The following is a 25153-nucleotide window of genomic DNA, read 5'->3' as shown; positions in this document are numbered from 1 at the left end:
CCGGACCGCATCGAGATCATCCGCGCGTCCCCCGACGAGGCCGCCGCCATGGTCGACCAGACCATCAACGCCGACGACATCGACAGGGCGCTCGCCCTCCTGCGCGTCCGCGCCGCCGCAGGAGACCCCCAGGCGGCCGAACGGCTGGCGGCACTGCGGCGGGACCGCGCGAACGATCCGAAGCCGCACTCGATCGACCTGCTGATGAGCACGCTGTACGACCTGCGCGTAGGCCGTGACCTCGGCCCCGTGCCCTACTCCATCCAGGAATGGGAACGAGGCCGCGTCCCCGACCCCGACGGAGACGCCGACGCCCGGCTGACCGCGGCCCTCCGCGACGCCGGTGCCCTACCGCCGATCCCCGGCGGTGAACTGCCGAAGCCCTCGTTCATCAGCACCTCCCGAGACCACTTCTACACCGAGCTGCACCACCGGATCGACGACGATATCTCGTACGAGGTGCGGGAAACCCCCGGATACCACTGGGACGTCCGCGACGAGCACGGCATCGGCGCGTACTTCGACGCGTCTGTGAACAGCAGGGGCGAAGTCGAATTCTCGTTCATCGACGACCGATACCCCGCGACGCCAGACGGCTGGCGAGCCCTGATGACCGCCGTGAACGCCTTCGGCGACCGCCGCAAGCACATCCATCTCTTCGTCAACCCCTACGCAGACTGACCGGTGGCGGCTCCGGAAGGTCGGTCCCGGGCTCGATGAGCAGTTGACTGCCAGACGTGCGGTCGGCCGCTGTCGGGTGAGCCCGCGCTGGTTGTGCACTGAGCGTTTTCCATCTTCATCCTGAGCTGGCCAGGCGCAGGCAGAAGATGGCCGGTGACGCGGGTGGGCGAGCTGCGGATTTTGCGTAGCAGGCGCCAGGACTTGAGGGTGGCGACGGCCTGCCCGGCCACGGCCGGACCACCGCGGCAGCCGTCGCGCGGCCCTCAGCGGACGACGTTGTAGACGAGCTTGGTGATGCCGTTGGGATAGCTCTCGGACTCGACCAGCTTCAGCATCTGCTTCTCCTTGTCGGTGTCGCTGAACATGCGCTTGCCGGCTCCGAGCAGCACCGGGAAGAGCAGCAGGTCGTAGCGGTCGATCAGGCCCGCGTCGGAGAGGCCGCGGGCGAGGCTGGCGCTGCCGTGGATGAAAATGGGCCCGCCGTCGGTCTCCCTGAGCCTGGCGACGTCCTGCAGGGAGCGCAGGATCGTGGTCTCGCCCCAGTTGCCGACCAGGGCGTCCTCGCCGAGGGTGGTCGAGAGGACGTACTTGGGCAGCTCCTTGATCGGGGCGAACTCCGCCATGTCGGGCCACAGCGGCGAGAACGCCTCGTAGCTGGTCCGGCCGAACATCAGCGCCCCGGCCTCCTCCATCTCCCGGCTCTTGAGCTCGTAGACCTCCGGCAGGAACTCGATGTCCTTGAAGGTCCATCCGCTACTGCGGTGGTTTTCAGAGGAGCCGCCGCCGGGCGAGTCGACGACGCCGTCCAGCGAGACGAAGGCGGTGTAGATCAGTGTGCGCATCTCTTCTTCCCTTCTGGATCCTTGACCCGTATCTGGATGCTCTCAGTGAGCTGATTCCAACCTGAGTACGCAGGTCACGAGCCGGCTGCGGACGAGCGATCGCCGCCCGCAAAGAGTGAAGCTCCTGCTAGAGAGGCGGTCGACCAAGGTTTACCTGTCCGCACAGGAGCTTCACGCGCTGTTGTACCGTGCTGCGCTGGATTTGTCGCGTCCGGCCCTGAGCTTCGTGACCCGGCTGGTGCGCGAGCACCCCCGGGCGATCGAAAGCCGGTGGCGGGTGCCGCGCGCACACCGCCAGGCCCTGCTGGTACTGGTGCAGTTGCGGCACAACGAGACCTTCGCCGGTCTGGCCGCCGCGTTCGACGTCGGAATCGCGTTCGACGCCTACCACCAAGCAATGCCGGCGACCGGCGCTACGCGTCGCCAGGGCGAACGTCGCCTGATCCCACGTCAGGGGACCAGCGGCCCAGCCAGCACACCCAACCCGGCCTCCCGGTCCCCAGCCCAGGTCACCGATCCAGTATCCCGAGGCTTGCGCCCCCAAAGCATCAGCAGCAAGTCCTCGGCAGTGCCCGAGACCTCCGCGATCGGCTCACCGGTCCCGTAAGTCCAGCAGCGGCCAGAGTCGGTGGCGGTGATCCGCACGGCCTGTTCGGGATGGACGGCGGCCCCCTTGGAGATCATGCGGGGCGCCATGGTGTCGAAGACCTCAGCGACACCGTCGGCGGCGAGCGCCGGATCCAACGGCGTCGTCGAGCCGAGCGCATGCTCGGCGTCCCACCGGTGTACCAGCGTCTCCTGGCTGCGGCGCCGACGCCAGAACCCGACCGTGTGAGGCGGGAAGAACGTCCACGCCTCGGTCGAGGGATCAACCGCCAAGGCCTGCATGAGCGCGTCAGCCGTCTCGGCGTACCAGGCCTTGAGAGCAGCCCGGTCACGGGGTGCGGCGTCCTCGTCATACCTGTCCCTGCGCCCCTCCTGCACCGCCGCAACGACCCACAGGTTCCCCGCTCCCATGTGTACGGCCAGATCCACCAGCCTCCAATCGCCGCAGTGCTCGACCGGAGCCGACAAATCGCCATCCAGCACGGCGCCGAACGCATCCAGTTCACGCCGAAGTGCAACCAGGTAGTCCACGGCGTCAAGATACAGCGGGACTCGCCGCACGAACGGGGTGAACGTTGCCTGATGTGGCACTAGCGACCGAAGTCGACGAAGACGTCGCCTTGACCGCCGTTGTCCGGTTGCGCCGAGGCGCCTGCTGGTGGGTGTGGGGCGATACCGGGCCGCGGCTTGTCACATACGCGGAACGTGCCTTCGGCGGCCGGATAGGACGCCTGCCTGAACACTTCGGCCAGGCGGTCGTCGGGCCATGTCGTGGCGCTGTCCCAGGTGGCTCCGCCGAACAGGGACGCCGCCAAGAACACCTGCTCGGCGGTTGATGCGCGCTCCATGCCGATCCAGAATCTGGCCCCCGCGAAATCCGCGCCGGACACATCCGCGCGGGTGAAGTCCGCACCCAGCAGACAGCTGCCGGTGAAGATGGTGCGTAGCAGTTTCGCCTCGGTGAACTGCGAACAGCCAACCTCGGGCGCACCGCCGAGGTTCAATCCGGCAAGGTTGGCGTCGGTCAGGTCCGCCCTGCTGAAGTCGGGGACGATGCCGAGCTCGGCGCCGCGCAGATCGGCTCCGACGAGCTTGGCGCCGGTGAAATTCGGGTACACGCCGTCGCCCGCCAGGTCCGCCCCGGACAGATCCGCCTGGCGCAGATCGGCTCCACTGAGGTCAGCGCGGGTGAGATCGGTGCGAGGGGGAAACCGGACGCCGCGAAGATCGGCTCCGCGGAGGTCTCCGCCGACGAGGCGGGCGATGGCCCGGGCGTCGTTGTGCTCGATCAACTCGGCGAGCGGCACGTGCGGAGGCGTTCCTGTCCGCTCGGCGAGATCGGCGCGCGGCCCGGATGGAGGAGTCCCGGTCCGCTCGCCCTGGGCGATGTCCTCCCGGACCACCCGCCCGTGAAGTGCGTACAGGCACCAGCCGTCGCGGTAGCGCATTGCCGGGCCGTCGCGGCGGTGCAGCCGCACGTCGCTTGACCGCGTTCGTGCCGGGGCTCGACGTGAACTTCGATCGGCCGCTCTGACACCACGCACACCCGCTCGAACGGCCACCAGCCGCCGCAGGAGCCGACCAGGTCCCTCCAGAGGGTCAGCCGGTGCTCCCACACCTCCCGGCGACGGGCTTTGGCCCGCCACCAAAGGGTCGTCCCCTTCCGGCCGGGAAGGCTCCGCCATCGGCCGGACCCGCCGTCCGGGACATTGCCATTGAGTACGGGTAGCAGCCAGCCTCCCGGCGCCGGTCCACCGTGCGCCTCCGCGACCGCCGCGCCCATGGGCTCGCAGAAATCATCGCCTGGCGGGCAGGCGGCCGCGGGCGAGTCGATCCACACCAGCCGTGGTTCCTCGACGCCGATCAGCCGGTACAGGCCAACGATCGCGGCCTCGGCAGCGGGCCGGTCGGCGGGAGCGGTCGCCTGGTCGTGCCCCGACCACTCACTCCGCAGGCGGGCGGCCAGCTCCGCCAGGTCTGGAGCTCGTAAGTCCGCGCTGACGAAGATCTCGGTGTTGAACGGGTAAGGCGGCGCCATCTCCGCTACCTATCACGAGCGGGTGGGCCCGTCCATTGTTGCGACCTGCACACACCAGTACTCGACGAACTCCCGATCGCCGTCGTTCAAGGCACTCCCGACCAGAGTGTCCGCCGCCTCGGGCTCATTCGCCCGCTCGAATGTTGCCTCATGTGGGATGACGTCGCCCAGCATTGATGCCATGTGAGCCCCATCTGAGCTGATGTACCTGTGTGAGGCAAGGGCCTTGCTGTGCAGGTCCGGCGTCTGTGGCGGAGGCTTCGTCCGCAGAGACTGCCCACCTACCGTGCCATCGGCATCTCCGCAGACCTGCATATCCTGGTCAACCCGCCCGCCGGCACGGGCACCACCCGCCTCGCCGCCACTGCCGCCCGGCGCGACATCCTCACCCACCACCGCGCCGGGCCCGCGCACGGCCGACCCGCAGCCCTGGTGATGGGCTACAGCAGAATCACACCCCACCAATCGAGGAAGGCACCCACCACCTCGCCACCACCCTGAACTCAGACAGCATCCACTTGCCCCACCGAGGGCAGCCACGGGTAACGACGGTGCAGTGGTGGACGAGACTGCGCGAGGCGGTGGCGCGTCATGTGCTGGTCATTGATGCGCTGATCGTGCAGCGTGGATCGATCGTTTTGGAAAACAGCCAGTGCGACCGCGCAGCGCAGCCTGTCGGAGCCGCTCCCATTACAAGCCCCGGCACGACTTCCGCCGCCCGGAGGACGGACGGCGGAAGAGAGCACGATCAGCGGAGGCCCGGGGTTCAGTTCCGGGCGCCGGTCACGCCGTCGGCCGGAACCTGACCTCCATCGCGCCGGGTCCTCCGCACCAGCCTGCCTCGCCGGTCCCCTGCCCGATGTTTGCCCTGCGCTGGAAAACGCCGTATCCCCCCGAGAACTTCACCGTCTTGTTGACCCTGATCGTCTGCGTCAAGGATCGGCCTCCGCGAATCTTCACGATATTGCCGACGTCATTCCGCAAGAGGTGCTTGCCGTTGTCCTGCCAGAGATTCTGAGCACCCAGGAAGACATTCTTCGAAGGAATCGGGGCCGAGTACTTCGTGACGATTTTGACGATGTGGGCGCTGGTCCGCGTCACGTCCTTGACCGTGAAGATCGCGACCATCCTCCATGAATCCCCGCGGATACAGGAGCTCTGAGTGCCCATGGACACCGACATCCCGTCGCTCTGATGAGTGAATGGTCCCTTCCCCCGGAGGAAATTAAGGAAGGAGACGGGACGCTCAGCCATGCCCGCTGTCGTGGAGGTGCCACTCCCGGTCGCCGCATCGGCGCCCGTACCGCCCGCTAGGCCGCCGTTCCCGGAGGCAGTCGCCGCCGTCGTGTCCTCCCGATCGGCGACCGCCCAGAGGCCTCCGCCCGTAGCCGCCATTCCCACGGCGCCCGCCGCGACGAGCAACGCCATCTTTTTCATGTGCCACCTTTCTCTTTTAGGGCCAGCTGGCTTGCGCTCCACTGTTACAGCCCTGTTTTCTCCAACTGTCAGGACCGTACTGAGCGCAACGAAGCTCCCACTAGGGCCCTAAGGCCCTACTGCAGACCTCAACGCCAAAGGGCCGTACGATTTTCCTAAGAGAAACAGATGCAAATTGACACGACCAGAGAAATCTCCATACCAACGCGCATTACGCACTGACGGCGACTCTTCCAGAACTGCATGCTGAACGAGTGCAGTAAAGGCGCTGTGCCTCAACGGCGGCGGACTCATGTTGGCACTGTGATTCAGATCTCACAGGCTCGTGTACTCCGGATCGTTCAGGTAGGCGTCCTAACCACTTGACCTGCGGCTCCCCTGGAAGGGCCGGCGAGTTCGCATTCACCGGGCCCGACAAGGGTTGATTACAGAACGTGAAAAGCCAGAGGGAACAGCGTGGCGGCCGTCGAGGTCTCGGCACTGACGGTGATCAGGAAAGGTTTATTGGTTGATGCGCAGGTCGTGGCAGGTGGCCGTGCTTGGAGTGGCACTGGTCGGCGCGAGCGTGGTCGTTCCCATGGCACTGTCGGAGGCTGCGGTCAAACACTCCGCGACCTACGCCTACGGGTCACATGTGCGGCAGAAGCTGGATGCCTACTGGAACGACCCCAAACCGGGTACCACGCAACCAGGACTGATCATCATCCACGGCGGCTACTGGAACAGCGGCGCGCGAGGCGACTGGAAATCCGCCGCGCAGTGGTATGCCAACCGGGGATTCGCGGTCTTCTCGATCGACCACCGGTTCAACACCGACGCGGCCTGGCCCGCGCAACGCGACGATGCCACCGCCGCGATCAGGTGGATCAAAAGCCGGGCCAGGACCTTCAAGGTGCATCCAGACCGGATCGCCGTGCTGGGCTCACAAGCCGGCGGGCAACTGGCGACCCAGGTCGGCAGCCAGGTGCGAGGCGTGATCGGGTTGTCCCCGATCGCCGATCCCGCGTTCGCGTACGAGGCGGCGCAGACCACCGGGGCCAACACTCATCGGCGGAAGATCCGTGACCAGGTGGTCGTTCTGGCCAACTGCGCCCCGAGCTTCACCGAAGCGCGATGTACCGGGCGCCTCCAGGACATGGCCGCCGCCTGGCCCGTGCCGCACTACCTCATCCACTCTGCCGGGGACACCGTGCCGGTGGCACACAGCGAACGGCTACGCGACACCCTCGCACGCAAAGGCATGCTTGACGTGAGGGTCCAGACCGTGCCCGGTTCAAGCAGCGGCGGCACGCTGTGGACCGACCAGATCAAGACACGGACCCTCGCCTGGCTGCGGGCCAAGACGGCGGCACGGGCAACCCCGCCGGCGGCTGCGGACCTGCCCACCACACCCGCTGAACGCATACCGGCCATGCGCGCCAGCGACGACGGCGCGGTGACACAGCGCGCCGCAGCTCGGGCGACGCGGATCGAGCACAACGGGCTTGCGTACGGCCGCCACCCGCGGCAGAAAATCGACGCCTACTTCTACAAGCGCACCTGGAAACAGCCCGCGATCCTGATGATCCACGGTGGTTACTGGTATGAGGGAGACAAGTCCAACTGGGCCATGCACGCCCGCTGGTTCGCCGACCGCGGCTACGCCGTCTTCTCCCTCAACTACCGGTTCAACACCCAGGCCCCCTGGCCCGCGCAACGCTCCGACGTACTGGCAGCGATCAACTGGATCAAGTCCCGCGCCGCCACCTACACCCTCAACCCCAGCCGGATCGTCCTGCTCGGCACCTCCGCCGGCGGCCACCTGGCCACCAACACCGGCACCTACGGCGACGGACGCAAGACCGTCAAAGCGGTCGCCGCCCTCTCCCCCGCCGCCAGTCCCTACCACGCCTACTGGGACGGGCAGACCGCGACCGCCGACAACACCCGGCACAGACTCCGCGACACCTCGATGCTGCTCCTGCGCTGCACACCCGACAAGGCCAACACCACCTGCTGGAACCGCTGGGTCGACGCGGTCAGCTTCAACCGCGCCAGTACCTACGACCCGCCCATGTACCTGATCCACTCCCAGCAGGACTTCGTCCCACCCCACCACTCGACGAGGCTCTGCGAACGGCTCCGAGCCAAGCGCGTACCCTGCACCGCCCGCACCGTCGCAGGAGACGCCCACGGCATGGGCCTCCTCGTACTCCCCGGCGAACGCGACACCCTCCTCAAATGGATCAACGCCAACGACTGACCCCTGCCGGCCGACACCTCGCTCGCTCATGGAGAGGGCGTGCCCCCTCGCCGGGCGGCGGCGAGGGGGCGTTCTCGTGGGTTGCCACTTATGTCAGTCTCATCGGCCTGTGAAACGCGGCTCCCTCTTTTCCAGGAAGGCGCGCATGCCCTCGGTCTGGTCGTCGCCCGCGAACAGCGCGTGGAAGAGCCGCCGTTCGAACAGCACGCCCTCCCGCAGGGAGGTCTCCTCGGCGCGGTTGACCGCCTCGCGGGCGGCCAGGACCGCGGGCTTGCTGTACGAGGCGATCGTCGTGGCCGTCTCGGCGGCCTCGGCCCGGAGGCGGCCGGCGGGCACGACGCGGGACACCAGCCCGGCGCGTTCGGCCTCGGCGGCGTCGATGGTCCGGCCGGTGAGGATCATGTCCATCGCACGGGCCCGGCCGACCAGGCGGGTGAGCCGCTGGGTGCCGCCGATGCCGGGGATCACGCCCAGGCGGATCTCGGGCTGGCCGAACCGGGCGTCGTCCGCCGCGATGATCACGTCGCACATCATCGCCAGCTCGCAGCCGCCGCCGAGCGCGTGGCCCGCCACCGCGGCGAGCTTGGGCGTGCGCAGCGCGGCGAACGCCTCCCAGCCGGAGAAGAAGTCCTCTTCCAGCAGTTCCATCGGCGTCTTCGGCGCCATCTCCCTGATGTCGGCTCCGGCCGCGAACGCGCGCTCGGATCCGGTGATGACGAAGCAGCCGACGTCCGGGTCGCGGTCGAGCGGCGCCAGCGCGCCGACCAGGTCCTCCATGAGCGCGGTGTTCAGCGCGTTGAGCACCTCGGGACGGTGCAGGCGCGCGGTGACGACCCGGCCCTCGCGTTCGATCTTGACGTTCATGTGTCCCTCCGTGTTCCTCAGGAGTCCCAGATCGCGCCGAACGCGGGGATGCCGCGCCGTTCCATGCCCTGCACGACCTGCCAGGTGAGCTTCTTGTTGGAGATGCAGATGACGGCCTCGGCGCCGAACTCCTCGTACGCCTGGTAGGCCAGCCGCACCATGTCGGGCTTGCCGCGGTCGGCGGTGTCCCACAGCACCGCGTCGGGCTGGACGGAGAGGATCTCGTCGAGGAGCGCGTCGCCGAACGTCTCCCGGTGCCGCCGCGCCGACCACACCAGCCGGGCGGGCACCTCCTGGGCGAGCAGATGCGGCAGGCACGGCCCGATGCCGCTGCCGGTGGCCACGTAGACGACCTTCGTGAACAGGGTCTCGATGTTGGCGACGCCCGCGGTGGTGATGCCCTTGACCCACACGTGCGAGGGCATGTCGTCGATGAACGATCCCGTCCAGTCGCCCGCGCGGGAGATGGTGAGGCGGAACCCCGACCTGCCCGGCGAGGGAACGTTGGCGAACGAGTGCCATTCCAGCAGCGGGTTCCGGCTGACCGCGGTCGAGGATCCGGCGAAGGGGGTCACACCGTGGTCGAAGTGCGCCAGCACCACATGCGACGAGGGACGGTCGAGGACGACCGGCACCCGCCGCAGCCGCAGCCACGGCAGCGCGATGCTGAACGTGATCACACTCAGGACCCACACGCTCGGCGCCGTCGCCAGATCCTGCCCGGTGGCCCGCGCGAACAGGATCGTCTGAGCCCAGAACAGCGCGAGCACGGCCCAGCCCGCGAAGCGGTGCGTCCGTTCGAAGACGTCGTGGTGCTTGGCGCGCAACGGCGGCAACGCCGTGACGACCATGGCGGCGAGCAGCCCGACGAGCGCATAGGAGACGGCAAGTGTGCCCGCCGTGGCACCGCCGCCCAGGTCGCGTGCGGCGTGGTGGGTCAGCCCGCCGACCAGGGCCAGGAACCAGAGCGTTCCCGCGACGGTGCCGCCGACGTGCATGCCGCCGAAGTGGTACACCTTCCCCAGCGTCCAGCGGATCTTCAGCGGCCAGCTGGTGGGCGGTCGCGTGGCGATCCAGAAGAACAGGTTGATGACGTACTGCTGGCGGACGATCACGGCGAGCGCGACGTTCGCCAGCGCCGCGTACGACAGGGCGCGCAGGTCGACGCCGCCGCGCGTCCACCACCCGCCCGCGCCCAGCCCGTACGCGAGCGGCACGAGGTTGGCCGCGAGCACCAGGGCGGCGAGCCGGTTGTAGTGCATCAGGCGCGGATGTTTGAACGCGCGCCGCAGCGGCGAGGCCGGCGGTGGTAGCTCGACGTTCGTCCCGAGGTCGGCGTGGGTGGTCGTCATGAGGCGACCTCCGCCCTCGCGGTCGCCAGGCGCAGGAGCGCGCCCTTGTCGACCTTGCCCCGGCTGGTCATCGGGAGTTCCGGCAGCATGTGCACGGCTGCCGGGACGCAGTAGTACGGCAGCGCGTCGGCGACCGCGCGGCGAGCCGCCTCCGGATCGATGTGAGCGGGCGCGACGAACGAGACGAGCGTCCGCTCGTCCAGCTTGAGCGTGGCCGCGCGGCCGCATCCCGGCACCGACTCCAGGACGGCCGAGACCGAGTCCAGCTCGACCCGGAACCCGCGGATCTTGACCTGGTCGTCGGTACGGCCGAGGTGTTCCAGCTCGCCGTCGGGGGTCCAGCGGCCGAGGTCGCGGGTGCGGAACATCATCCGTCCGCCCCCGAGGAACGGGTCGGGGGCGTAGCGTTCGGCGTTCAGCTCGGGATCGCGCAGATACCCGGCGGACACGCAGTCGCCTCCGGCCCACATCTCGCCGACCTCGCCGATCGGCAGCGGACGCCGGTGCTCGTCGAGCACGTAGACGGTGTTGTTGGGCGTGGGACGTCCGATGGTCAGGCGGATCGCGGCCGGGTCGTGCCGCTGCATGGTGTTGACGATGGTGGTCTCGGTGGGGCCGCACGCGTTGTGGAACGTGCAGAAGGACGCCCAGCGGTCGGCGAGCGTGCGCGGGCACGGCTCCCCCGCCACGGCCGCCACCTCGACACCGCCGCACCGGGCCGGGTCGACCGAGGCCAGGATGGTGGGAGTCGCGATCACCACGTGCACGGTCTCCACGGTCTCGGCGATGTCCTTGCCGCGGATCACGACCGTCGCGCCGTGGCTCAGCGCGCCCAGGATCTCCCAGGCGGCCATGTCGAACGCGATGTTGAGGATCTGCCCCACCCGCTGCCCGGGCCGCATGCCGAGATCGCCCGGCGCGGTGAGCAGGATGTTGCAGACGTTGCGATGCGTCACCTTGACGCCGTTGGGCCGTCCGGTGGTGCCCGAGGTGAACAGCACGTAGCAGCCGTCGTCGGGACTCGGCTCCGGCGGCTCGCCGTCGACCGGACGGTCGTCGATGTCGACGGGAAGGCGGTCGACGGGAAGGCGGTCGACGGGAAGGCACACGTGCCCATCGGGGACGGGCACACGATCGCTGACGTCCGACTGCGTCAGGATCACCCGGGTCCCAGCCGTGGCGATGACATGACGGAGCTGGGCCTCCGGGGCGACGCCGACGTCCTGCGGCACGTACGCGGCGCCCGCCTTCAGCGCGGCCAGCAGGCCGACCACCATCGGGACGCCGCGCCGCACGAACAGCGCGACGTTGTCGCCGGGCCGGACGCCGTGCCGGGCCAGCAGGACGGCCAGCCTCCCCGCCCGCCGGTCGAGCTCGCCATAGGTGATCGTCTCGTCGCGGTGCTCGACGGCGACGGCGTGCGGGATGTCGGCAGCCCATTGTTCGACCGCGTGATGGATGCGCGTGTGCGGGACGGGCTGCGCCGGCCCCTGTCCGAACCGCCGGAACAGCCGGCGGTCCTCCGGGGAGAGGTGGTCGAGGAGTGGCGTTGACCAGGGGATTCCGCTTGATCCGCTTGGGCAGGGGAGGGTTGTGTGATCTCTCATGACTCTCCTTAACGGGAGGTGTCAGAGATCACAATGAGAACAAAAGGTTCATTCTTTAACAACCGTCACAGGCGTTATTTCTGTATTTTTCAACCACCTACGTCCCCACCACGTGCGTCGCGCGAGCCTGGTTCACCCGGCCTGAAAGATCGTGAAAACATGCCGTGATCGTGCTGCCGGTCCCGTCAGATCTCGACGGCGGGACGGGATCCCGTTCGCTCTGGGCGGCGGGCGGGGTCCCGTTCGTTCTAGGTCAGCAGCCAGCCTCCGTCGATGCTGAGGTTCACGCCGTTGACCGAGCGGTTCCGCAGGAGGAAGGCGACGGCGTCGACCACGTCCGCCATGGTGGTGAGACGGCCGAGCGGGGTCCGGGAGACGATGGCGTCCAAGGGCTTGTCGCGCCAGAACGGGCTGTCGCCGACGATGCCGGGGTGAACGGCGTTGACGCGGATCGGCGCCAGTTCCACGGCGAGGGTGTGGACGAGTCCCATCACCGCGCCGTTCACGGTGGAGACCGTGGTGGAGCCCGGGTAGGGGCGGTCCTTGGCCAGTCCTCCGAAGATGACGATCGACGCGTCGCGGCTCATGCGCGGGAGCAGTGCGTGCACGACCTCGGTGTAGCCGACGAGCTTGAGGGTCGTCAGGCGTTGCGCGCCGTCGAGACGGTAGTCGGCGGCGGTGTTGTGGTCGCGGTCGATCGCGGTGAGCACGAGGTGGTCGACCTGCTCCACGTCGGCGAGCGCGGGCGCGATCTCGTCGGGTCGGGTCAGGTCGAACGCGACGCCGCGGGCGCCGTCGATCTCCTTCGCGGCGGTGGCGGCACGCGATGCGTCGCGCCCGGTGATGACGACGTCGGCGCCCTCCGCGGCGTAGTGGCGGGCGAGCTCGTGGCCGATGCCGGAGGTGCCGCCGACGATCACGATGGTGGTCATTGCCCTGTCCCTTCGGTGCGCAGAGGTTCCCAGTCGCGGACGAATCTGTAGGAGTGGCGGGACGGGGGTTGCGGTGCCTGCGTCTCCAGCCAGCGGACGCGACCCGGTCCCGCATTGGTGAAGGAGTGGACGCATCCGGCGCCCGCCCAGGCGATGTCGCCGGGGCCGAGAAGGTGGCGTTCGCCGTCGAAGACCGCTTCGGTGCTGCCCTCGAGGATGAGGTAGGTCTCCTCGAACGGGTGGTCGTGCGGGCCCGCCACCCCCTCGGGGTCGTACTGGACCATGAACATGGTCGACAGCCGGGCGCCGAGGTCGCCGTCGACCATCATCTTGACGGTGATGCCGCTGTAGACGAGCAGGGCGGTGCGCATGCTCGCCGAGACGGCCAGAACGTCCTGGGTCTGCTTGTCCGGGTCCATGTTGGCGGGTTCGATGTGCCCGTAGCGGCGCGTCCGAGGGTCGCGGACGTTCACCGGAACCGGCGCCGGCATCGGCATCGGCATCGGAGGCGAGGCCACCAGGAACGTGTCGTCGTCGTAGCGCGATCGGGGCTGCGGCGCCTGCATCTCCGCCCAGCGGCACAGGACGTCGTCGTCGTTCCGCCAGGTGTGGGGCACGCCGACAGGGACGATGCCGTAGTCGCCCGGAGTCAGCCGGACGGAACCCTCCGGTGTGGTGAGGACGGCCGAGCCTTCCAGCACGAAGAAGGACTCCTCGAACGAGTGCAGGTGCGCGGCCAACGTCCCGCCCGGCGGCAGTTCGCAGATCGCGAAGCCGGTGTGCACGGCGCCGGTCTGCTCCCCGACGGCTGGCCACACGCGGCAGCCGGAGGCGCGGGCGGCGAAGTCGGCCTCCGCCGCCCGGCGCACAACGTGTCGTACCGTCATGCCTTGCTCTCCACAGCGGCGACCAGACGGTCGCGGGACGCCTCGACGAGGCCGCGCGCCCGGTCGACATCGGCCAGCAGGCGGCCGTCGCGCTTGCGGAAGGTCCCGCCCACGATGACGGTCTCCACGTTGGAGACGTCGGCGCACAGCGTGACGGCGGCGACCGGGTCATGGACGGGCGCCATGTTGAGCGACGAGGCGTCCAGGACGACGATGTCGGCCTGCTTGCCGGGCGTCAGGGAGCCGGTGCGATCTTCGAGCCCGGCGACGTGCGCGCCATGGACGGTGGCCATCTCCAGCATCTGGCGGGCGGTGAGCATGGTATCCGGGACGGGTGTGTCGGCCTCCCAGCAGGCCGCGTTGACCCGTGCGCGTTCCGCGCCGAACGCCGCGCGCATCTGGGTGAACATGTCGCCGGGAACGGTGGTGACCACGTCGATGGACAGGCTGGGCCGCAGCCCGTTCTCGATGGCCTTCATGACGGGCGGCCAGCCGTGCCCCATCTGCAGCTCGACCTGGGGCGCGATGGAGATGGTGCCGCCGCTGTCGGCGACCAGCCGCCATTCCTCGTCGGAGAAGTAGCAGCAGTGGATGAAGGTCGTGTCGGCGCCGAGGAGGCCGAGTGCGTCGAGCTGCTTGACCATGCCGAAGCGTCCGGCCAGGCGACCCATTCCGACGTGGACGGTGATGGGGATGTCCAGCTCGCGCGCGAGGGCCCATTCGGCGCGTACGACGTCGTCGACGCAGAAGCCGGGGCCGCGGGTGGCGAGCGCCATGGTGAGCAGGCCGTCGCCGGAGGAGAAGTACGTGCTGCGGATACGCGCCACGTCGTCTTTCGGGATGACCAGCTTGCTCTCGAACCAGTAATCCGCCAGCGAGGTGTTGGCGGACCCGTAGGCGTACTGCGCCCGTATCCCGGCCTCCTGCAGGCCGCGGATCGCGGCGTCGGGATGTTCGGGTGTGTTGTTGATGTGGGACCAGTCGACGAGCGTCGTGATGCCGGCGTTCAGGCATTCGAGGGCTCCGGCGAGGTTGCTCGCGTAGACGTCCTCCGGGCCGTAGACGGGCGCGAAGGTGTCGAGCACCTCGACGAAGTAGTCGTCCAGGGTGGCATCGGGCGCGCAGCCGCGGATGGCCGCCTCCCACGTGTGCCGGTGGGTGTCGACGAAACCGGGGATGACGATGCGTCCGCCGACGTCGACCACGTCGGCGTCGGCGTCGATCCGCCGGTCCACGGCGGCGATCGTGTCGCCCTCGATCAGGACGTCCCCGACCGGCAGGTCGCCCAGGGCCGGGTCCATGGTGAGCACGTGGCCGCCTCGGAGAAGCGTGCGGTTTTTCGCGGACGGGGTCATGGCCGCCTCCAGAAAAGGGGGGATCAGTAGCGGACGAGGGCCTGTGCGGCCTCGGTGACCTTGTCGACGGTCGGGATCACCTCGTCCTCCAGGGCGTCCGCGAACGGCAGCGGAACGCAGGCGGCGGCGACCCGGCGGACGGGCGCGTCGAGCAGCTCGAAGCCCTCGTCGGCGACGATCGACGCGACGGTGGCGCCCCAGCCGCCCTGGTACGGGTTCTCCTCGACGATCAGCAGGCGGGAGGTGCGCTCGACCGACTCCAGCACGGCGGTCATGTCGAGCGGCACGAGACAGCGCAGGTCGACGACCTCGGCGTGGACGCCGTCCTGCGCCGCGAGCCGGTCGGCGGCCGCCAAGGCGGTGGGCACGGTGGAGGCGAGCGCGACGATGGTGAGGTCGCCGCCGGGACGCGGCACGGCCGCCCGGCCCAGCTCGACGACATGGTCGCCGCGCGGCAGCGGTCCCTCGACCGCCAGCAGGCCCTTGTGCTCGAAGAACACCACCGGGTCGTCGCTGCGGATCGCGGCGGCCATCAGCCCGATGACGTCGGCGGCGGTGGACGGCGCGGCGATCTTCAGTCCGGGCACGGTGAGCGCCCAGTTCTCCACGGCCTGCGAGTGCTGGGCGCCGAAGCCGAGCCCGCCGCCGTTGGCGGTCCGCACCACCAGCGGTACGGTGACCTGCCCGCCGGTCATGTACCTGACCTTGGGGATCTCGTTGGCGAGGTAGTCCCAGCAGCAGGCCAGGAAGTCACTGAACATGATCTCGGCGACGGGGCGCAGCCCGGTCATGGCCGCGCCCATGGCGGCGCCGGCGATCGCCTGCTCGGAGATCGGGGTGTCCCAGACGCGGTCAGGCCCGAATTCCTTGTAGAGGCCCACCGTCGTCTTGAAGACGCCCTCGGCCTCGCCGATGTCCTCGCCGAGGCACACCACGGCCGGGTCGCGGCGCATCTCGCGGGCGATGCCCTCGGCGACCGCCGCCCGGTAGGTGATCACGTCCGCCATGCCGCGCCTCCGTCGGCCCATACGTCCGTGAACGCCTCGGCGGGATCCGCGTCCGGTGCCTCCTTGGCGGCCGTGACCGCCGCCTCGACCGTTTCCCGGGCGCGTGAGTCGGCCTCCGCGACCGCGCCGGCCGGGACGCCGAGGGCTTCGAGCCGCGACCGGGCGATGTCGAGCGGGTCGTGCTTGAGCCACCGCTCGACCTCCTCCCCCGGCCGGTACTTGGCGGGATCGGTGCGGCTGTGCCCGTAGTGCCGGTAGGTGTGCGCCTCGATCAGCGACGGGCCGCCGCCGTCGCGTGCTCGGGCCGCCGCGCGCGAGACGGCCTCGGCGACCACGATCACGTCGTTGCCGTCGATCACCTCGCCCTTCAGCCCGTACGCGGGCGCGCGGTCGGCCGCCGGGTTGGCGACCGCCGTCACCCGCCCGATCGGCGTGTACTCCATGTAGAAGTTGTTCTCGCAGAGGAACACCACGGGCAGCGACCACACCGCCGCCAGGTTGAGGGCCTCGTGGAACGCTCCGATGTTGGTGGCACCGTCGCCGAAGAACGCCACCGCGATCTGGCCGGTGCCGCGCAGCTTCGCCGACCAGGCCGCGCCCGCCGCCATCGGGAGATGCGAGCCCACGATGGCGTACGAGCCGAGCATCCCGGCCGACGCCTTGGTCAGGTGCATCGAGCCGCCTTTGGCCCGGCATATCCCGGTGGCCTTGCTCATCAGCTCGGCCAGGCATTCTTCGGCGCTCGCGCCCCTGGCCATGGCGTGGTGGTGGCCGCGGTACGTGGCGAACACGTAGTCGTCGGTCCGGAGGGCGGCGGACGCACCGACCGCCACCGCCTCCTGCCCTGCCGCCAGGTGCGTCGTGCCCTTGACGAGCCCCGCCATGAACAGGTCGTGCGCGGCCTTCTCGGTCCGGCGGATGAGCGCCATCTGCTCGTACAGGCCCAGCAGTTCCTCCGCCCCGATCACTGCGGGCCTCCCCCGTTCGGACGGCTGAGGTGCGGGCCCTCGTTCGGACGGTTGAGGTGCGACTCGGGCTCGCGCAGCGTGTCGAGAGGGCCGGCGGCGGTCCAGTAGCGGCGCCCTGCCACCAGCAGATCCTCGGCGGGGAACTTGGTGATGACCTCGCAGCCGTCGGCCGTGACGACGACCTCCTCCTCGATCCTGGCCGCCGACCAGCCGTCGGACGCGGGCCAGTACGTCTCCAGCGCGAACACCATCCCCGGCTCCAGCGTCTCGGGATGGTCCAGCGAGACGAGCCGGCTGAAGATCGGCTTCTCCCAGATCGACAGGCCGACGCCATGGCCGTACTGCAGCGCGAACGCGGCGGTCTCGTCGGCGAACCCGAACTCCTGCGCGCGCGGCCAGACCGACACGATGTCGGCCGTGGTCGCGCCGGGCTTGACCAGCGAGATCGCCTCGTCCATGTACTCGCGGCAGCGCGTGTAGGCGTCGCGCATCGCCCGCGACGCGCTGCCGACCGCGAACGTGCGGTAGTAGCAGGTGCGGTAGCCCAGGTGGCTGTGCAGGATGTCGAAGAACGCCGGGTCGCCGGGACGGACCAGCCGGTCGCTGTAGACGTGCGGGTGCGGGGAGCAGCGTTCGCCCGAGATCGCGTTGACACCCTCGACGTACTCGCTGCCCAGGTCGTAGAGCACTTTGCTGACCAGGCCGACGCACTCGTTCTCGCGGACGCCGGGGCGCAGGAACCCGTACAGCTCCTCGTAGGCCGCGTCCACCATGGAGCATGCCTGGGTGAGCAGCGCGATCTCGTCGCGGGTCTTGACGCGGCGGGCCTCCAGGAACACCTGCTGCCCGTCGACGACCTCGATGCCCTCGTCCCGCAGCGCGAACAGCACCGGCGGTTCGACGACGTCGACGCCCAGCGGCGCGTCGGCCAGGCCGTGCTCGCGCAGCACGGCGGCGACCTTGCGTGCCACGTCGGCGGCGATGCCCGCCTCCGGGTGGAACGCGCCGCGCAGCGTGGAGATCCCCGCGCGCGCCCCGTCGCCCAGCCACGGGTTGTAGATCTGGTGGTGGCGCGCGGCCGACCCGAAGTCCCAGATGACCGGGTCGCCCTCCCGGGTGAGCAGCGCGAAACGGATCAGCTTGTCCATTGCCCACGTGCCGATGTGCGTGGCCGTCATGTAGCGGATGTTGGCGAAGTCGAACGAGAGCACCGAGCCGAGGTCCGAACGGGCGAGTTCGGCGCGCAGCCTGGCCAGCCGGTCGCGCCGGAGCCGATCGAGGTCCACGCGTTCTTCCCAGTCGACGGCGTTCGGCCCGAAGGTCTTGATCGCCATGGCGGGTCACCTCCCAGCGTGGTTTTGAGTGAAGTCTCACTGAACACTGCTGTCAATAGTGGTGGACGTTCCCGGCCAGTGTTCATGACTGCTGTACACTCGGGGCGGAAGGAGGCCGCCGATGAACGTCCCGCCCGTCGGCGCGCGCATCCGGGAGGAGCGGCGCAAACGCGGCCTGTCCCTGCGCGCCCTGGCGCGCGCCGTCGGCGTGTCCGCGAGCCTGATCTCGCAGATCGAGACGGGCAAGAGCCTGCCGTCCGTGAGCACGCTCTACGCGATCACCCAGGCGCTGGAGATCTCCGTCGAGGACGTCTTCGACGCGGCCGAAACCGCCGAGGCGGCCCCCGCCGCAGTCACTGTCGTTCCCGCAGCACCTGCGGGAGCGGTGGCCGAGGCACTCCGCCCGCCGGCGCCGGGCACGGGGCCGCTCGTACGGCCCGGCGAGCGCGAGGTGCTGGAGCTGGAGTCAGGTGTCACGTGGGAGCGGCTCGGCCACGTCCCCGGCACGGACGTGGACTTCCTGCTCGTCACCTACGCGCCGGGCGGATCGTCCTCGGGCACCGGAAAGCTCATGAGGCACGGAGGCGTCGAACACGGCTACCTGATCGAAGGGGAGCTGACGCTGACGCTCGGCTTCGACACCTACAGCCTGGAGCCCGGCGACGCGGTCTCCTTCCCCTCGGTCACACCGCATCGTTACCGCAACGAGGGGGACGTCCCGGCTGTGGGCGTCTGGTTCGTCCACGAGACCGAGACCTCCTGGCCGCGTTAGGAGGACGCGCATGCACGTCGGCTGGATCGGTACCGGACGCATGGGCACGGCCATGGCCGAACGGCTGGTCGACGCCGAGGTGGAACTCACCGCCTGGAACCGTACGCCCGCCAAGGCCGAGCCCCTGCGCCAGCACGGCGCCGCAGTGGCACGAACGCTCGGCGACCTGCGCGGCAAGGACGTCGTGTTCACCATGGTCTCCGACGACACCGCACTCCAGGAGGTGCTCCTGGGCGAAGACGGCCTCCTCGCCGACACGTCCCGCGTGCCAAGCGTGATCGTCGACTGCTCGACGGTCTCCCCGGAGGCGTCGGCCTCGGTCCGCCGGGAATGCGCCGAACGCGGGGCCGAGTTCCTCGCCGCCCCGGTCAGCGGTAACCCCGTGGCCGTCCGAGCGGGGCGGCTGGCTCTTGTCGTCTCCGGACGCCGGGACGCCTACGACAAGGTGGCGCCTCTGCTCGGCCATCTGGGCAGGTCGGTGTCGTACGCGGGCGAAGGCGACGTCGCCCGCCTCGTAAAGATCGCTCACAACCTCCTGCTGGGCGTGCTGACCCAGACACTGGCGGAGATCACCGTGCTCGCCGAAAAGGGCGGAGTCCCCCGGCACGCTCTCCTGGAATTCATCAACAACAGCGTTCTGGGCTCGGTGTTCACCCGCTACAAGACCAACGCGTTCGTCAACCTGGACTACACACCCACGTTCACCCCGCCGCTCCTGCAGAAGGACTTCGACCTCGGCCTCTCCGCCGCACGCGACCTCCAGGCACCCATGCCCACGGTGGAACTGACGGCAGGGCTCGTCCAGGCCATGGTGGAATCCGGCCGTGTCAACGAGGATTTCGCGATCCTCCTGGATCTACAGGCAGCCGCAGCCGGCCTGGAACTCACCCCGGAGAACGTGACACCCGACGACGACCTCGGAACCTGACCAGGAGCTTGTACCGACACGGGAATGAGCGCGCGTTCGCCCTCGTTGTGGACGGTGCGGGGCCGAGCTGGTTCCGTCCGGACGAGATGCGCCGTACCCGGCCTGCGAAGACGACGCTCCTTGAGGAAGGGAGCCGTCATGGCCTGGCTCATGATCATCGCTGCCGGTCTGTTCGAGGTGGCCATGGCCTTCTCGCTCAAGCACAGCAATGGATTCTCCGTGCTGCTGCCGAGCATCGGCTTCGTCGTCACCGGCGCGCTCAGCTTCGGCCTTCTCGCGGTCGCCCTCAAGAGTCTCGACGTCGGCACCGCCTATGCCGTTTGGACAGGCATCGGCGCCGTCGGCACCGCCACTCTGGGCATGATCGCGCTGGGAGAGGGCGTCTCCCTCATCAAGATCGCCTCAATCGCTCTCATCCTCGCCGGCGTCGCCGGCCTCAACCTGGCGGGCGGAGGCCACTGACCCCGAACTCGCCGGTCACCGCCATCGATCCGACCGCGTCGCCACCTGAGATCGTGGCCTTGCCTGCCGGGTCGTGGCCATCAGGGCTGTATGGGGAGCTCGCCGAGAATCTCTCCGGCTGAGTGGGCGAGGTGGAGAGTGAATGGGCCGGGTTCGGTTTCCCAGCTGTGGCCGTTCCAGTGTTGGAAGGATCGTTCGGCGATCGGGAGGGTGACCTCGACGCGTTCTCCGGGCGCGGCGTGCAGCGTGGTGTAGGCGGTGAGCCAGCGGGCTGGGCGTTCGATCGTGGAACCGGGGCGGGACAGGTAGAGCTGGACGACGTGCTTGCCCGGCCGGTCGCCTGTGTTGCGCACCGTGACGTGGGCGGTGGTGCCTTCGACGGTGAATTCCTCGTGGTCCCAGCGCGTGTAGCCGGTGCCCGCGCCGAACCAGTAGGCAGGGGTCAGGCCGTCGCGTAGGTAGGCGCGGTGTCCGATGTGCAGGCCTTCGGTGTAGGAGAGCACTCCATCGGCCGGTGTGACGTCGTCGACCGGCACCCGGGCGGCCTCGGCCGGCCAGGTGGTGGGCAGCCGCCCGCCCGGCTCGGCCGCTCCGGACAGCACGTCGGCCAGGGCGTTGCCGAATTCCATGCCGGGGAACCATCCGAGCAGCACGGCGGCGACATCGGCGCGCCAGGGCATCAGTACCGGCGCGCCGGAGTTGACCACGACCACGGTGCGGGGGTTGGCCGCCGCCACGGCGGTGACCAGCTCGTTCTGCCTGCCGGGCAGGTTCAGGTCGGCGCGGTCAAAGCCCTCGCTCTCGATCGCCTCGGTCGTCCCGACCACCACCACGGCCACATCCGCGTTCCGGGCGGCCTGGACGGCGTGGTCGAACTCTTCCTGTGCTGGAAGTTCGGGCCGGCGCAGCCCCACGTGGGCACGGAACATGGGGAGCTTGGCGGGCCAGGTGAAGCGGACGGTCACCGTGACCTGGTCCCCGGCCTGGAGATCGATGCTGGTGCACGCTTGTGGTGGATCGAAGAAGGTAGCGATCAGGTCCCGGGGGTCGGTGACGGTGTGCTCGGCGACGACTGGGCCTTCGTTGAGGCGTACCTGCAGGTCCCCGGTGCCCGAACCGCCCAGCTGCCAGGTGCCCGACTGTGCGGCGCGCAGGGTCGCCCGCAGTTGGCAGGCGGTGCTGCCCGCCGGTGTGGTGGCCGCGCTGCGGAAGACGGCCGCGGTGTCGGCGGGCTCGGTCGCCAGTTCGGTGCCGTCGGCCGACAACCACGTCAGGGTGCCCGAGACGATGTCGCCCTTGCCCGGCCGGCGCAGTCCAGAGTTCAGGCGCACCCCGTCGGCCTGCACCAGCCGCTCGCCCCACACAGCCCGCATCCCCTGCTCGGGCGTCACGGTGTACGGGGCGGTGACCGCGGCGCTGCCGCCGCCCTGGATACGCGGCTCGCGGGACCCGGGGCCGATGAGGGCCACCGTCGCATCGGCCGCCAGAGGAAGGACACCGCCTTGGTTGCGCAGCAGCACCATCCCCGCCGAGCACGCCTCCCGCGCCAACGCGGCCATTTCGGCAGGGCCGGGCGCGGCGGGGCGGGGGCGGTCGGCGGGCAGATCCTGGAGGGCTCCGACCCGCTCGGCCAAGAGCAGCAAGTGGCGCACCTTCCGGTCGATCGCCTCCGCCGGGACCGCGCCTGAGCGAACGGCCTCGGCCAAGGGCCTCCCCCAGCGGGCTTCGGGGCCGGGCATCGCCAGGTCGACGCCGGCGCGGGCGGATGCCGTGGTGGAGTAGACCGCACCCCAGTCCGACACCACCACGCCATCGAAACCCCATTCGCTGCGCAACGGGTCGTCGAGAAGCGGATTCTCGGTCATGGGGGCGCCGTTGACACCGTTGTAGGCGGCCATGATCGACCACGGCCGGCTCTCGCGGACGACGTGCTCGAACGGGGCGAGGTAGAGCTCACGCAGCGTGCGGTCGTCGACGCGGACGTCCACCGTGGTGCGCTCGGTCTCAGAGTCGTTGGCGACAAAGTGCTTGGGGCAGGCGGCGACACCATGCCGCTGGACGCCGTCCACATAGGCCGCGGCGAGCCGCCCGGTCAGCAAGGGATCTTCGGAATAGCACTCGAAGTGGCGGCCACCACGCGGCACCCGATGCAGGTTGATGGTCGGGCCCAGGACGACATCGACCTCCTTGGCCGTGGCCTCCGCCGCCAGGAACTCACCGATGCGCCGGAGCAGGCCGTCGTCCCAGCTGGCCGCCAGCGCCGTCGGTGACGGCAGGCTCGCAGAGGTATTCCGTTCGTTCTCCGACACCCCGCGAACGCCGACGGGGCCGTCGGACAGGTTCATCGCGCGCAGGCCGATCTCGGGTATCCCTGCTGTGGACCACAAGCCCGTCCCGGTGATGAGCCGAAGCTCAACGTCCAGGTCGAGGCCGGCCAGAAGACGGTCGATCATGTGTGGTGGTCTCCGTTCAACGCTCCCACACCCATGATGGCACCGCAGGTGATCATGTGGAGTCAGGACGGCGGTCGCGCCGGGCGGTGCCGAAGTCCTGGTGGACCAGACCGCTCCATCCCCTCCGCAGGTCTCGCGCCGGCTCTGGGTTGCTCAGGGGCTAATCGACCGATGAGGGAATGCGCGTTGATCTATGTCTGAGGGGCGGCGGACACTGCTTGTGGCCCGCACGCGGACCGCCGGACTGGGGCTCGTGTGCGGTGAGGGTCTCGGCGATGGGATAGGTGAATGGAGACGGTTGACGTCACATGGCCACTGGCGGAGGACGAGGGGTTCTCGCCCTGGCTGGAGCGCCTCTCGCAAACGACTCTTCCCGTGAAGGTTCGCAGTGACGACACGGCCGGCATCAGGGCGAGGATCCAGACCCTGCAACTAGGGGAGATCCGGGTGTCGTCGGTGGCCTTGCCCGCGCTGGAAGCGCAGCGGACCCCCCAGTTGATCCGGCGTAACGACCCTGAACTGTTCGAACTCCTGGTTCAGGACCACGGCTCAGCGCAGTACAGCCGGCACGGCCTCACTGCCGCGACGGAACCGTCGGACATGGTGCTGCTTGACAGCTCACACCCGTTCCACAACCACGTCGGCGATGGCGGTGCGGGAACGGTGGTCCTGTTCCCCCGCACGCTGCTGCCACTGCCCGACAGCGCAGCCGGCAAGCTGGTGATGACCGCACTGCCCGGCAGGGAAGGGATCGGCGCGCTGGTCACCAGCCATGTGCGCCACCTGATCAAATACTCCGATCGATACCTTCCCGCCGACGCCGCCCGCCTGGGCACCGTCACCGTGGATCTGATCGCGGCGATGCTCGCGCACCATCTCGACCAGGGCAAGGCCCTGCCCGAAGACACCCGGCGGCACGCGCTGCTGGCCCAGATCCACGCCTTCATCGACCGGCACCTGTCCGACCCCGAGCTGTCGCCACAGACCATCGCGGCCGCCCACCACATATCACCCCGGTCCCTGCACCGCCTGTTCCAGGCCCAGGACACCACGGTCACCGGCCGCATCCGCGCTCGCAGACTCGAGCGCTGCAAGCGCGACCTGAGCGATCCCCAGCTCGCCGGCCAACCGATCAACGTCATCGCCGCACGCTGGGGATTCACCCACGCCGCGCACTTCACCCGGGCCTTCCGCAGCACCTACGGGCTTACACCCAACGAATACCGCAGACAACATCGGACAACCGGCCCTGTCACTTCAGGCCGCACCGTCAAGCAGGTCGGCACTGACCGGTAACGCCCCACCAAGAAAACCTCTGCCGCTCTCGGCCGTCATTGGCGCGTGCTGCCTCTGCGAACGATGGACCACGACGCGGTTTGTGCGTTCGGTTTCTCTCCAAGCGCGGCGTGAGCGCATGCCGCGCCCTGCTCGCGCAGTGATTGCGCGACCGTTGTCAGGCCGAGCCGTTCCGCCACCGCCGCGTCGTCCCACCCGGTGACCGCCAGATCGTCAGGGATGGCACGACCGGCGGCGCGGGCAGCGTGGACGACCCCAGCCGCTTGCTGGTCGCTCATGGCGGCGATCGCGTCGGGCGGCTCGGCGGAGGCCAGCAGAGTCGCCGCGACTCGCTCGGCCTCGGCCGCGTCATTGCGTGCGCATACGGCGATGACCACGTCGCGCCACGCGATGCCGGCGCCCTCAGCTGCTTGCCGGTAACCCTCCAGCCGCTCACGCGTCACCGGGAACAGGACCTCCGTGATGTCCCCGCCACTGGTGATCGTGCTGATCCGAGCTCGGGAGAGCGGAAAGCTCACCACGGCCGGACGTCCGGCGCCCGCGAACGCGACGGCGCCCACCGCGCGTGCCGCGGCGCGGTTGTCGATGCTCACCAGCTCCATCCCGCGGACGGCAGGGCCGCCGTGGACCACGGCGGGCCGCTTCATCGCCCGGACGGCCGCCAACACCGGATCGTCGTCAGATGTCGTCCAGACAATGAACCCATCGACCGCGGCGGCCGTGATCCGCGGGACGTCATCGGCGGCACCTGTGATCGGCAGGATGGTCATGCCATAGCCGCGATCCGCGCAGACATCGGCGATGCCGGCCAGGAACGACACCGCCTCGGGGTCTTCGAACGCGTAGCTCAGATGCTCACCCATCACGACACCGAGCGTGCGGGTACTGCCGCGGCGCAGCGACCGGGCGCTCGGGTCAGGTCCCGCGTACCCCAGCTGTGACGCGGCGGCGAGCACCTTCGACCGGGCCTGTTCCGATACGCGGTCCGGCTGGTTGTAGGTGTAGGAGGCGGTCATGACCGACACGCCGGCCTGCTCTGCCACCTGGGCGAGGGTCACCCGCTTCGAGCCCGCGGACGAGTTCATGACGT

At 69.3% G+C, this 25153-nt stretch carries 23 protein-coding genes, 1 pseudogene and 1 riboswitch; of the genes and pseudogenes, 7 read left to right on the top strand and 17 right to left on the bottom strand.

Annotated features, from left to right (window positions below):
* Positions 1–681: hypothetical protein (locus tag F8566_RS50645; RefSeq protein ID WP_192810245.1), on the top strand; the 681-nt coding region annotated here is incomplete at its 5' end.
* A gap of 152 nt (positions 682–833) precedes the next feature.
* Here the strand turns inward: F8566_RS50645 and F8566_RS46600 are convergent.
* The 5 genes and pseudogenes from F8566_RS46600 to F8566_RS50640 form a co-directional block, all read right to left on the bottom strand.
* A pseudogene (locus tag F8566_RS46600) lies at positions 834–914 on the bottom strand (IS5/IS1182 family transposase); the annotation flags it as partial.
* Between the two features lie 30 nt (positions 915–944).
* A complete protein-coding gene (locus tag F8566_RS46595) occupies positions 945–1523 on the bottom strand; it encodes a dihydrofolate reductase family protein (RefSeq protein WP_151570342.1) in 579 nt (192 codons plus the stop codon).
* A gap of 450 nt (positions 1524–1973) precedes the next feature.
* On the bottom strand, positions 1974–2660 hold the full coding sequence (locus F8566_RS46590) for a maleylpyruvate isomerase family mycothiol-dependent enzyme (RefSeq protein ID WP_151570339.1): 687 nt from the start codon (positions 2658–2660) through the stop codon (positions 1974–1976).
* A 59-nt stretch (positions 2661–2719) separates the two neighbouring features.
* Complete coding sequence (locus F8566_RS46585; protein WP_192810244.1) at positions 2720–3436, bottom strand: pentapeptide repeat-containing protein; 717 nt, start codon at positions 3434–3436, stop codon at positions 2720–2722.
* Complete coding sequence (locus F8566_RS50640; RefSeq protein WP_192810243.1) at positions 3418–4167, bottom strand: hypothetical protein; 750 nt, start codon at positions 4165–4167, stop codon at positions 3418–3420. Before F8566_RS50640 ends, F8566_RS46585 begins: the two co-directional genes overlap by 19 nt.
* A 231-nt stretch (positions 4168–4398) precedes the next feature.
* On the opposite strand from F8566_RS50640, the gene F8566_RS46580 reads away from it, so the two are divergent.
* Positions 4399–4668, top strand: a complete 270-nt coding sequence (locus F8566_RS46580; RefSeq protein WP_151570335.1) for a hypothetical protein — start codon at positions 4399–4401, stop codon at positions 4666–4668.
* A gap of 282 nt (positions 4669–4950) precedes the next feature.
* Here F8566_RS46580 and F8566_RS46575 read toward each other — a convergent pair whose 3' ends face one another.
* Complete coding sequence (locus tag F8566_RS46575; protein WP_151570333.1) at positions 4951–5604, bottom strand: hypothetical protein; 654 nt, start codon at positions 5602–5604, stop codon at positions 4951–4953.
* 511 nt (positions 5605–6115) lie between these two features.
* On the opposite strand from F8566_RS46575, the gene F8566_RS46570 reads away from it, so the two are divergent.
* On the top strand, positions 6116–7846 hold the full coding sequence (locus tag F8566_RS46570) for an alpha/beta hydrolase (RefSeq protein ID WP_151570331.1): 1731 nt from the start codon (positions 6116–6118) through the stop codon (positions 7844–7846).
* A 99-nt stretch (positions 7847–7945) separates the two neighbouring features.
* Here F8566_RS46570 and F8566_RS46565 read toward each other — a convergent pair whose 3' ends face one another.
* The 9 genes from F8566_RS46565 to F8566_RS46525 form a co-directional block, all read right to left on the bottom strand.
* Positions 7946–8710 (bottom strand): enoyl-CoA hydratase-related protein, encoded by a 765-nt coding sequence (locus F8566_RS46565; protein ID WP_151570328.1) that lies wholly within the window; start codon positions 8708–8710, stop codon positions 7946–7948.
* A 17-nt stretch (positions 8711–8727) separates the two neighbouring features.
* Positions 8728–10062, bottom strand: coding sequence for a ferredoxin reductase domain-containing protein (locus F8566_RS46560; protein ID WP_151570326.1), 1335 nt, complete (start codon positions 10060–10062; stop codon positions 8728–8730).
* Positions 10059–11669 (bottom strand): amino acid adenylation domain-containing protein, encoded by a 1611-nt coding sequence (locus F8566_RS46555; RefSeq protein ID WP_151570324.1) that lies wholly within the window; start codon positions 11667–11669, stop codon positions 10059–10061. Before F8566_RS46555 ends, F8566_RS46560 begins: the two co-directional genes overlap by 4 nt.
* Before the next feature lie 248 nt (positions 11670–11917).
* A complete protein-coding gene (locus tag F8566_RS46550) occupies positions 11918–12601 on the bottom strand; it encodes an SDR family NAD(P)-dependent oxidoreductase (protein ID WP_151570322.1) in 684 nt (227 codons plus the stop codon).
* Entirely contained in the window at positions 12598–13488 is an 891-nt protein-coding gene (locus F8566_RS46545; protein ID WP_151570320.1) for a cupin domain-containing protein, read from the bottom strand. The genes F8566_RS46550 and F8566_RS46545 overlap by 4 nt, the downstream gene beginning before the upstream one ends.
* Positions 13485–14843 carry an amidohydrolase family protein gene (locus tag F8566_RS46540; RefSeq protein WP_151570318.1) on the bottom strand — a complete coding sequence of 453 codons (1359 nt, stop codon included), beginning with the start codon at positions 14841–14843 and terminating at the stop codon, positions 13485–13487. Before F8566_RS46540 ends, F8566_RS46545 begins: the two co-directional genes overlap by 4 nt.
* Positions 14844–14866: 23 nt before the next feature.
* Positions 14867–15850 (bottom strand): alpha-ketoacid dehydrogenase subunit beta, encoded by a 984-nt coding sequence (locus F8566_RS46535; RefSeq protein ID WP_151570316.1) that lies wholly within the window; start codon positions 15848–15850, stop codon positions 14867–14869.
* The gene (locus F8566_RS46530) at positions 15838–16818 is read right to left on the bottom strand and encodes a thiamine pyrophosphate-dependent dehydrogenase E1 component subunit alpha (protein WP_225994157.1); all 981 of its coding nucleotides are present in this window, start codon (positions 16816–16818) and stop codon (positions 15838–15840) included. The genes F8566_RS46535 and F8566_RS46530 overlap by 13 nt, the downstream gene beginning before the upstream one ends.
* On the bottom strand, positions 16815–18152 hold the full coding sequence (locus tag F8566_RS46525) for a M24 family metallopeptidase (RefSeq protein WP_151570314.1): 1338 nt from the start codon (positions 18150–18152) through the stop codon (positions 16815–16817). Before F8566_RS46525 ends, F8566_RS46530 begins: the two co-directional genes overlap by 4 nt.
* Positions 18153–18273: 121 nt before the next feature.
* Here F8566_RS46525 and F8566_RS46520 point away from each other — a divergent pair, with 121 nt between their 5' ends.
* The 3 genes from F8566_RS46520 (at position 18274) to F8566_RS46510 (ending at position 20314) form a co-directional block, all read left to right on the top strand.
* Positions 18274–18924 carry a helix-turn-helix domain-containing protein gene (locus tag F8566_RS46520; protein WP_151570311.1) on the top strand — a complete coding sequence of 217 codons (651 nt, stop codon included), beginning with the start codon at positions 18274–18276 and terminating at the stop codon, positions 18922–18924.
* 10 nt (positions 18925–18934) lie between these two features.
* On the top strand, positions 18935–19852 hold the full coding sequence (locus tag F8566_RS46515) for an NAD(P)-dependent oxidoreductase (protein WP_151570309.1): 918 nt from the start codon (positions 18935–18937) through the stop codon (positions 19850–19852).
* 54 nt (positions 19853–19906) lie between these two features.
* Positions 19907–19972, top strand: a riboswitch (guanidine-III (ykkC-III) riboswitch).
* 18 nt (positions 19973–19990) lie between these two features.
* The gene (locus tag F8566_RS46510) at positions 19991–20314 is read left to right on the top strand and encodes a DMT family transporter (RefSeq protein WP_151570307.1); all 324 of its coding nucleotides are present in this window, start codon (positions 19991–19993) and stop codon (positions 20312–20314) included.
* An 80-nt stretch (positions 20315–20394) separates the two neighbouring features.
* Here the strand turns inward: F8566_RS46510 and F8566_RS46505 are convergent, their stop codons facing one another.
* The gene (locus F8566_RS46505) at positions 20395–22767 is read right to left on the bottom strand and encodes a glycoside hydrolase family 3 C-terminal domain-containing protein (protein WP_151570305.1); all 2373 of its coding nucleotides are present in this window, start codon (positions 22765–22767) and stop codon (positions 20395–20397) included.
* 288 nt (positions 22768–23055) lie between these two features.
* Between F8566_RS46505 and F8566_RS46500 the strand changes: the two genes are divergently transcribed.
* Complete coding sequence (locus tag F8566_RS46500; protein ID WP_151570303.1) at positions 23056–24063, top strand: helix-turn-helix domain-containing protein; 1008 nt, start codon at positions 23056–23058, stop codon at positions 24061–24063.
* 35 nt (positions 24064–24098) lie between these two features.
* On the opposite strand, the gene F8566_RS46495 is transcribed toward F8566_RS46500, so the two are convergent.
* Positions 24099–25148: a LacI family DNA-binding transcriptional regulator gene (locus F8566_RS46495; protein ID WP_151570301.1), complete on the bottom strand. Its 1050-nt coding sequence runs from the start codon at positions 25146–25148 to the stop codon at positions 24099–24101.
* Between the last annotated feature and the right edge of the window lie 5 nt (positions 25149–25153).

Source organism: Actinomadura rudentiformis (assembly GCF_008923185.1).
Taxonomy (GTDB): Bacteria; Actinomycetota; Actinomycetes; order Streptosporangiales; family Streptosporangiaceae; genus Spirillospora; species Spirillospora rudentiformis.
The sequence above is the reverse complement of the archived record's forward strand: the minus strand, read 5'-3'. Positions and strand labels throughout refer to the sequence as shown.

What these genes read in the sequence shown, in the direction of transcription:
- F8566_RS46595 (WP_151570342.1), bottom strand. Translation starts at nt 1,523, where the DNA reads ATGCGCACACTGATCTACACCGCCTTCGTCTCGCTGGACGGCGTCGTC.
- F8566_RS50640 (WP_192810243.1), bottom strand. Translation starts at nt 4,167, where the DNA reads ATGGCGCCGCCTTACCCGTTCAACACCGAGATCTTCGTCAGCGCGGAC.
- F8566_RS46575 (WP_151570333.1), bottom strand. Translation starts at nt 5,604, where the DNA reads ATGAAAAAGATGGCGTTGCTCGTCGCGGCGGGCGCCGTGGGAATGGCG.
- F8566_RS46570 (WP_151570331.1), top strand. Translation starts at nt 6,116, where the DNA reads ATGCGCAGGTCGTGGCAGGTGGCCGTGCTTGGAGTGGCACTGGTCGGC.
- F8566_RS46565 (WP_151570328.1), bottom strand. Translation starts at nt 8,710, where the DNA reads ATGAACGTCAAGATCGAACGCGAGGGCCGGGTCGTCACCGCGCGCCTG.
- F8566_RS46560 (WP_151570326.1), bottom strand. Translation starts at nt 10,062, where the DNA reads ATGACGACCACCCACGCCGACCTCGGGACGAACGTCGAGCTACCACCG.
- F8566_RS46555 (WP_151570324.1), bottom strand. Translation starts at nt 11,669, where the DNA reads ATGAGAGATCACACAACCCTCCCCTGCCCAAGCGGATCAAGCGGAATC.
- F8566_RS46550 (WP_151570322.1), bottom strand. Translation starts at nt 12,601, where the DNA reads ATGACCACCATCGTGATCGTCGGCGGCACCTCCGGCATCGGCCACGAG.
- F8566_RS46545 (WP_151570320.1), bottom strand. Translation starts at nt 13,488, where the DNA reads ATGACGGTACGACACGTTGTGCGCCGGGCGGCGGAGGCCGACTTCGCC.
- F8566_RS46540 (WP_151570318.1), bottom strand. Translation starts at nt 14,843, where the DNA reads ATGACCCCGTCCGCGAAAAACCGCACGCTTCTCCGAGGCGGCCACGTG.
- F8566_RS46535 (WP_151570316.1), bottom strand. Translation starts at nt 15,850, where the DNA reads ATGGCGGACGTGATCACCTACCGGGCGGCGGTCGCCGAGGGCATCGCC.
- F8566_RS46525 (WP_151570314.1), bottom strand. Translation starts at nt 18,152, where the DNA reads ATGGCGATCAAGACCTTCGGGCCGAACGCCGTCGACTGGGAAGAACGC.
- F8566_RS46520 (WP_151570311.1), top strand. Translation starts at nt 18,274, where the DNA reads ATGAACGTCCCGCCCGTCGGCGCGCGCATCCGGGAGGAGCGGCGCAAA.
- F8566_RS46515 (WP_151570309.1), top strand. Translation starts at nt 18,935, where the DNA reads ATGCACGTCGGCTGGATCGGTACCGGACGCATGGGCACGGCCATGGCC.
- F8566_RS46510 (WP_151570307.1), top strand. Translation starts at nt 19,991, where the DNA reads ATGGCCTGGCTCATGATCATCGCTGCCGGTCTGTTCGAGGTGGCCATG.
- F8566_RS46505 (WP_151570305.1), bottom strand. Translation starts at nt 22,767, where the DNA reads ATGATCGACCGTCTTCTGGCCGGCCTCGACCTGGACGTTGAGCTTCGG.
- F8566_RS46500 (WP_151570303.1), top strand. Translation starts at nt 23,056, where the DNA reads ATGGAGACGGTTGACGTCACATGGCCACTGGCGGAGGACGAGGGGTTC.
- F8566_RS46495 (WP_151570301.1), bottom strand. Translation starts at nt 25,148, where the DNA reads ATGAACTCGTCCGCGGGCTCGAAGCGGGTGACCCTCGCCCAGGTGGCA.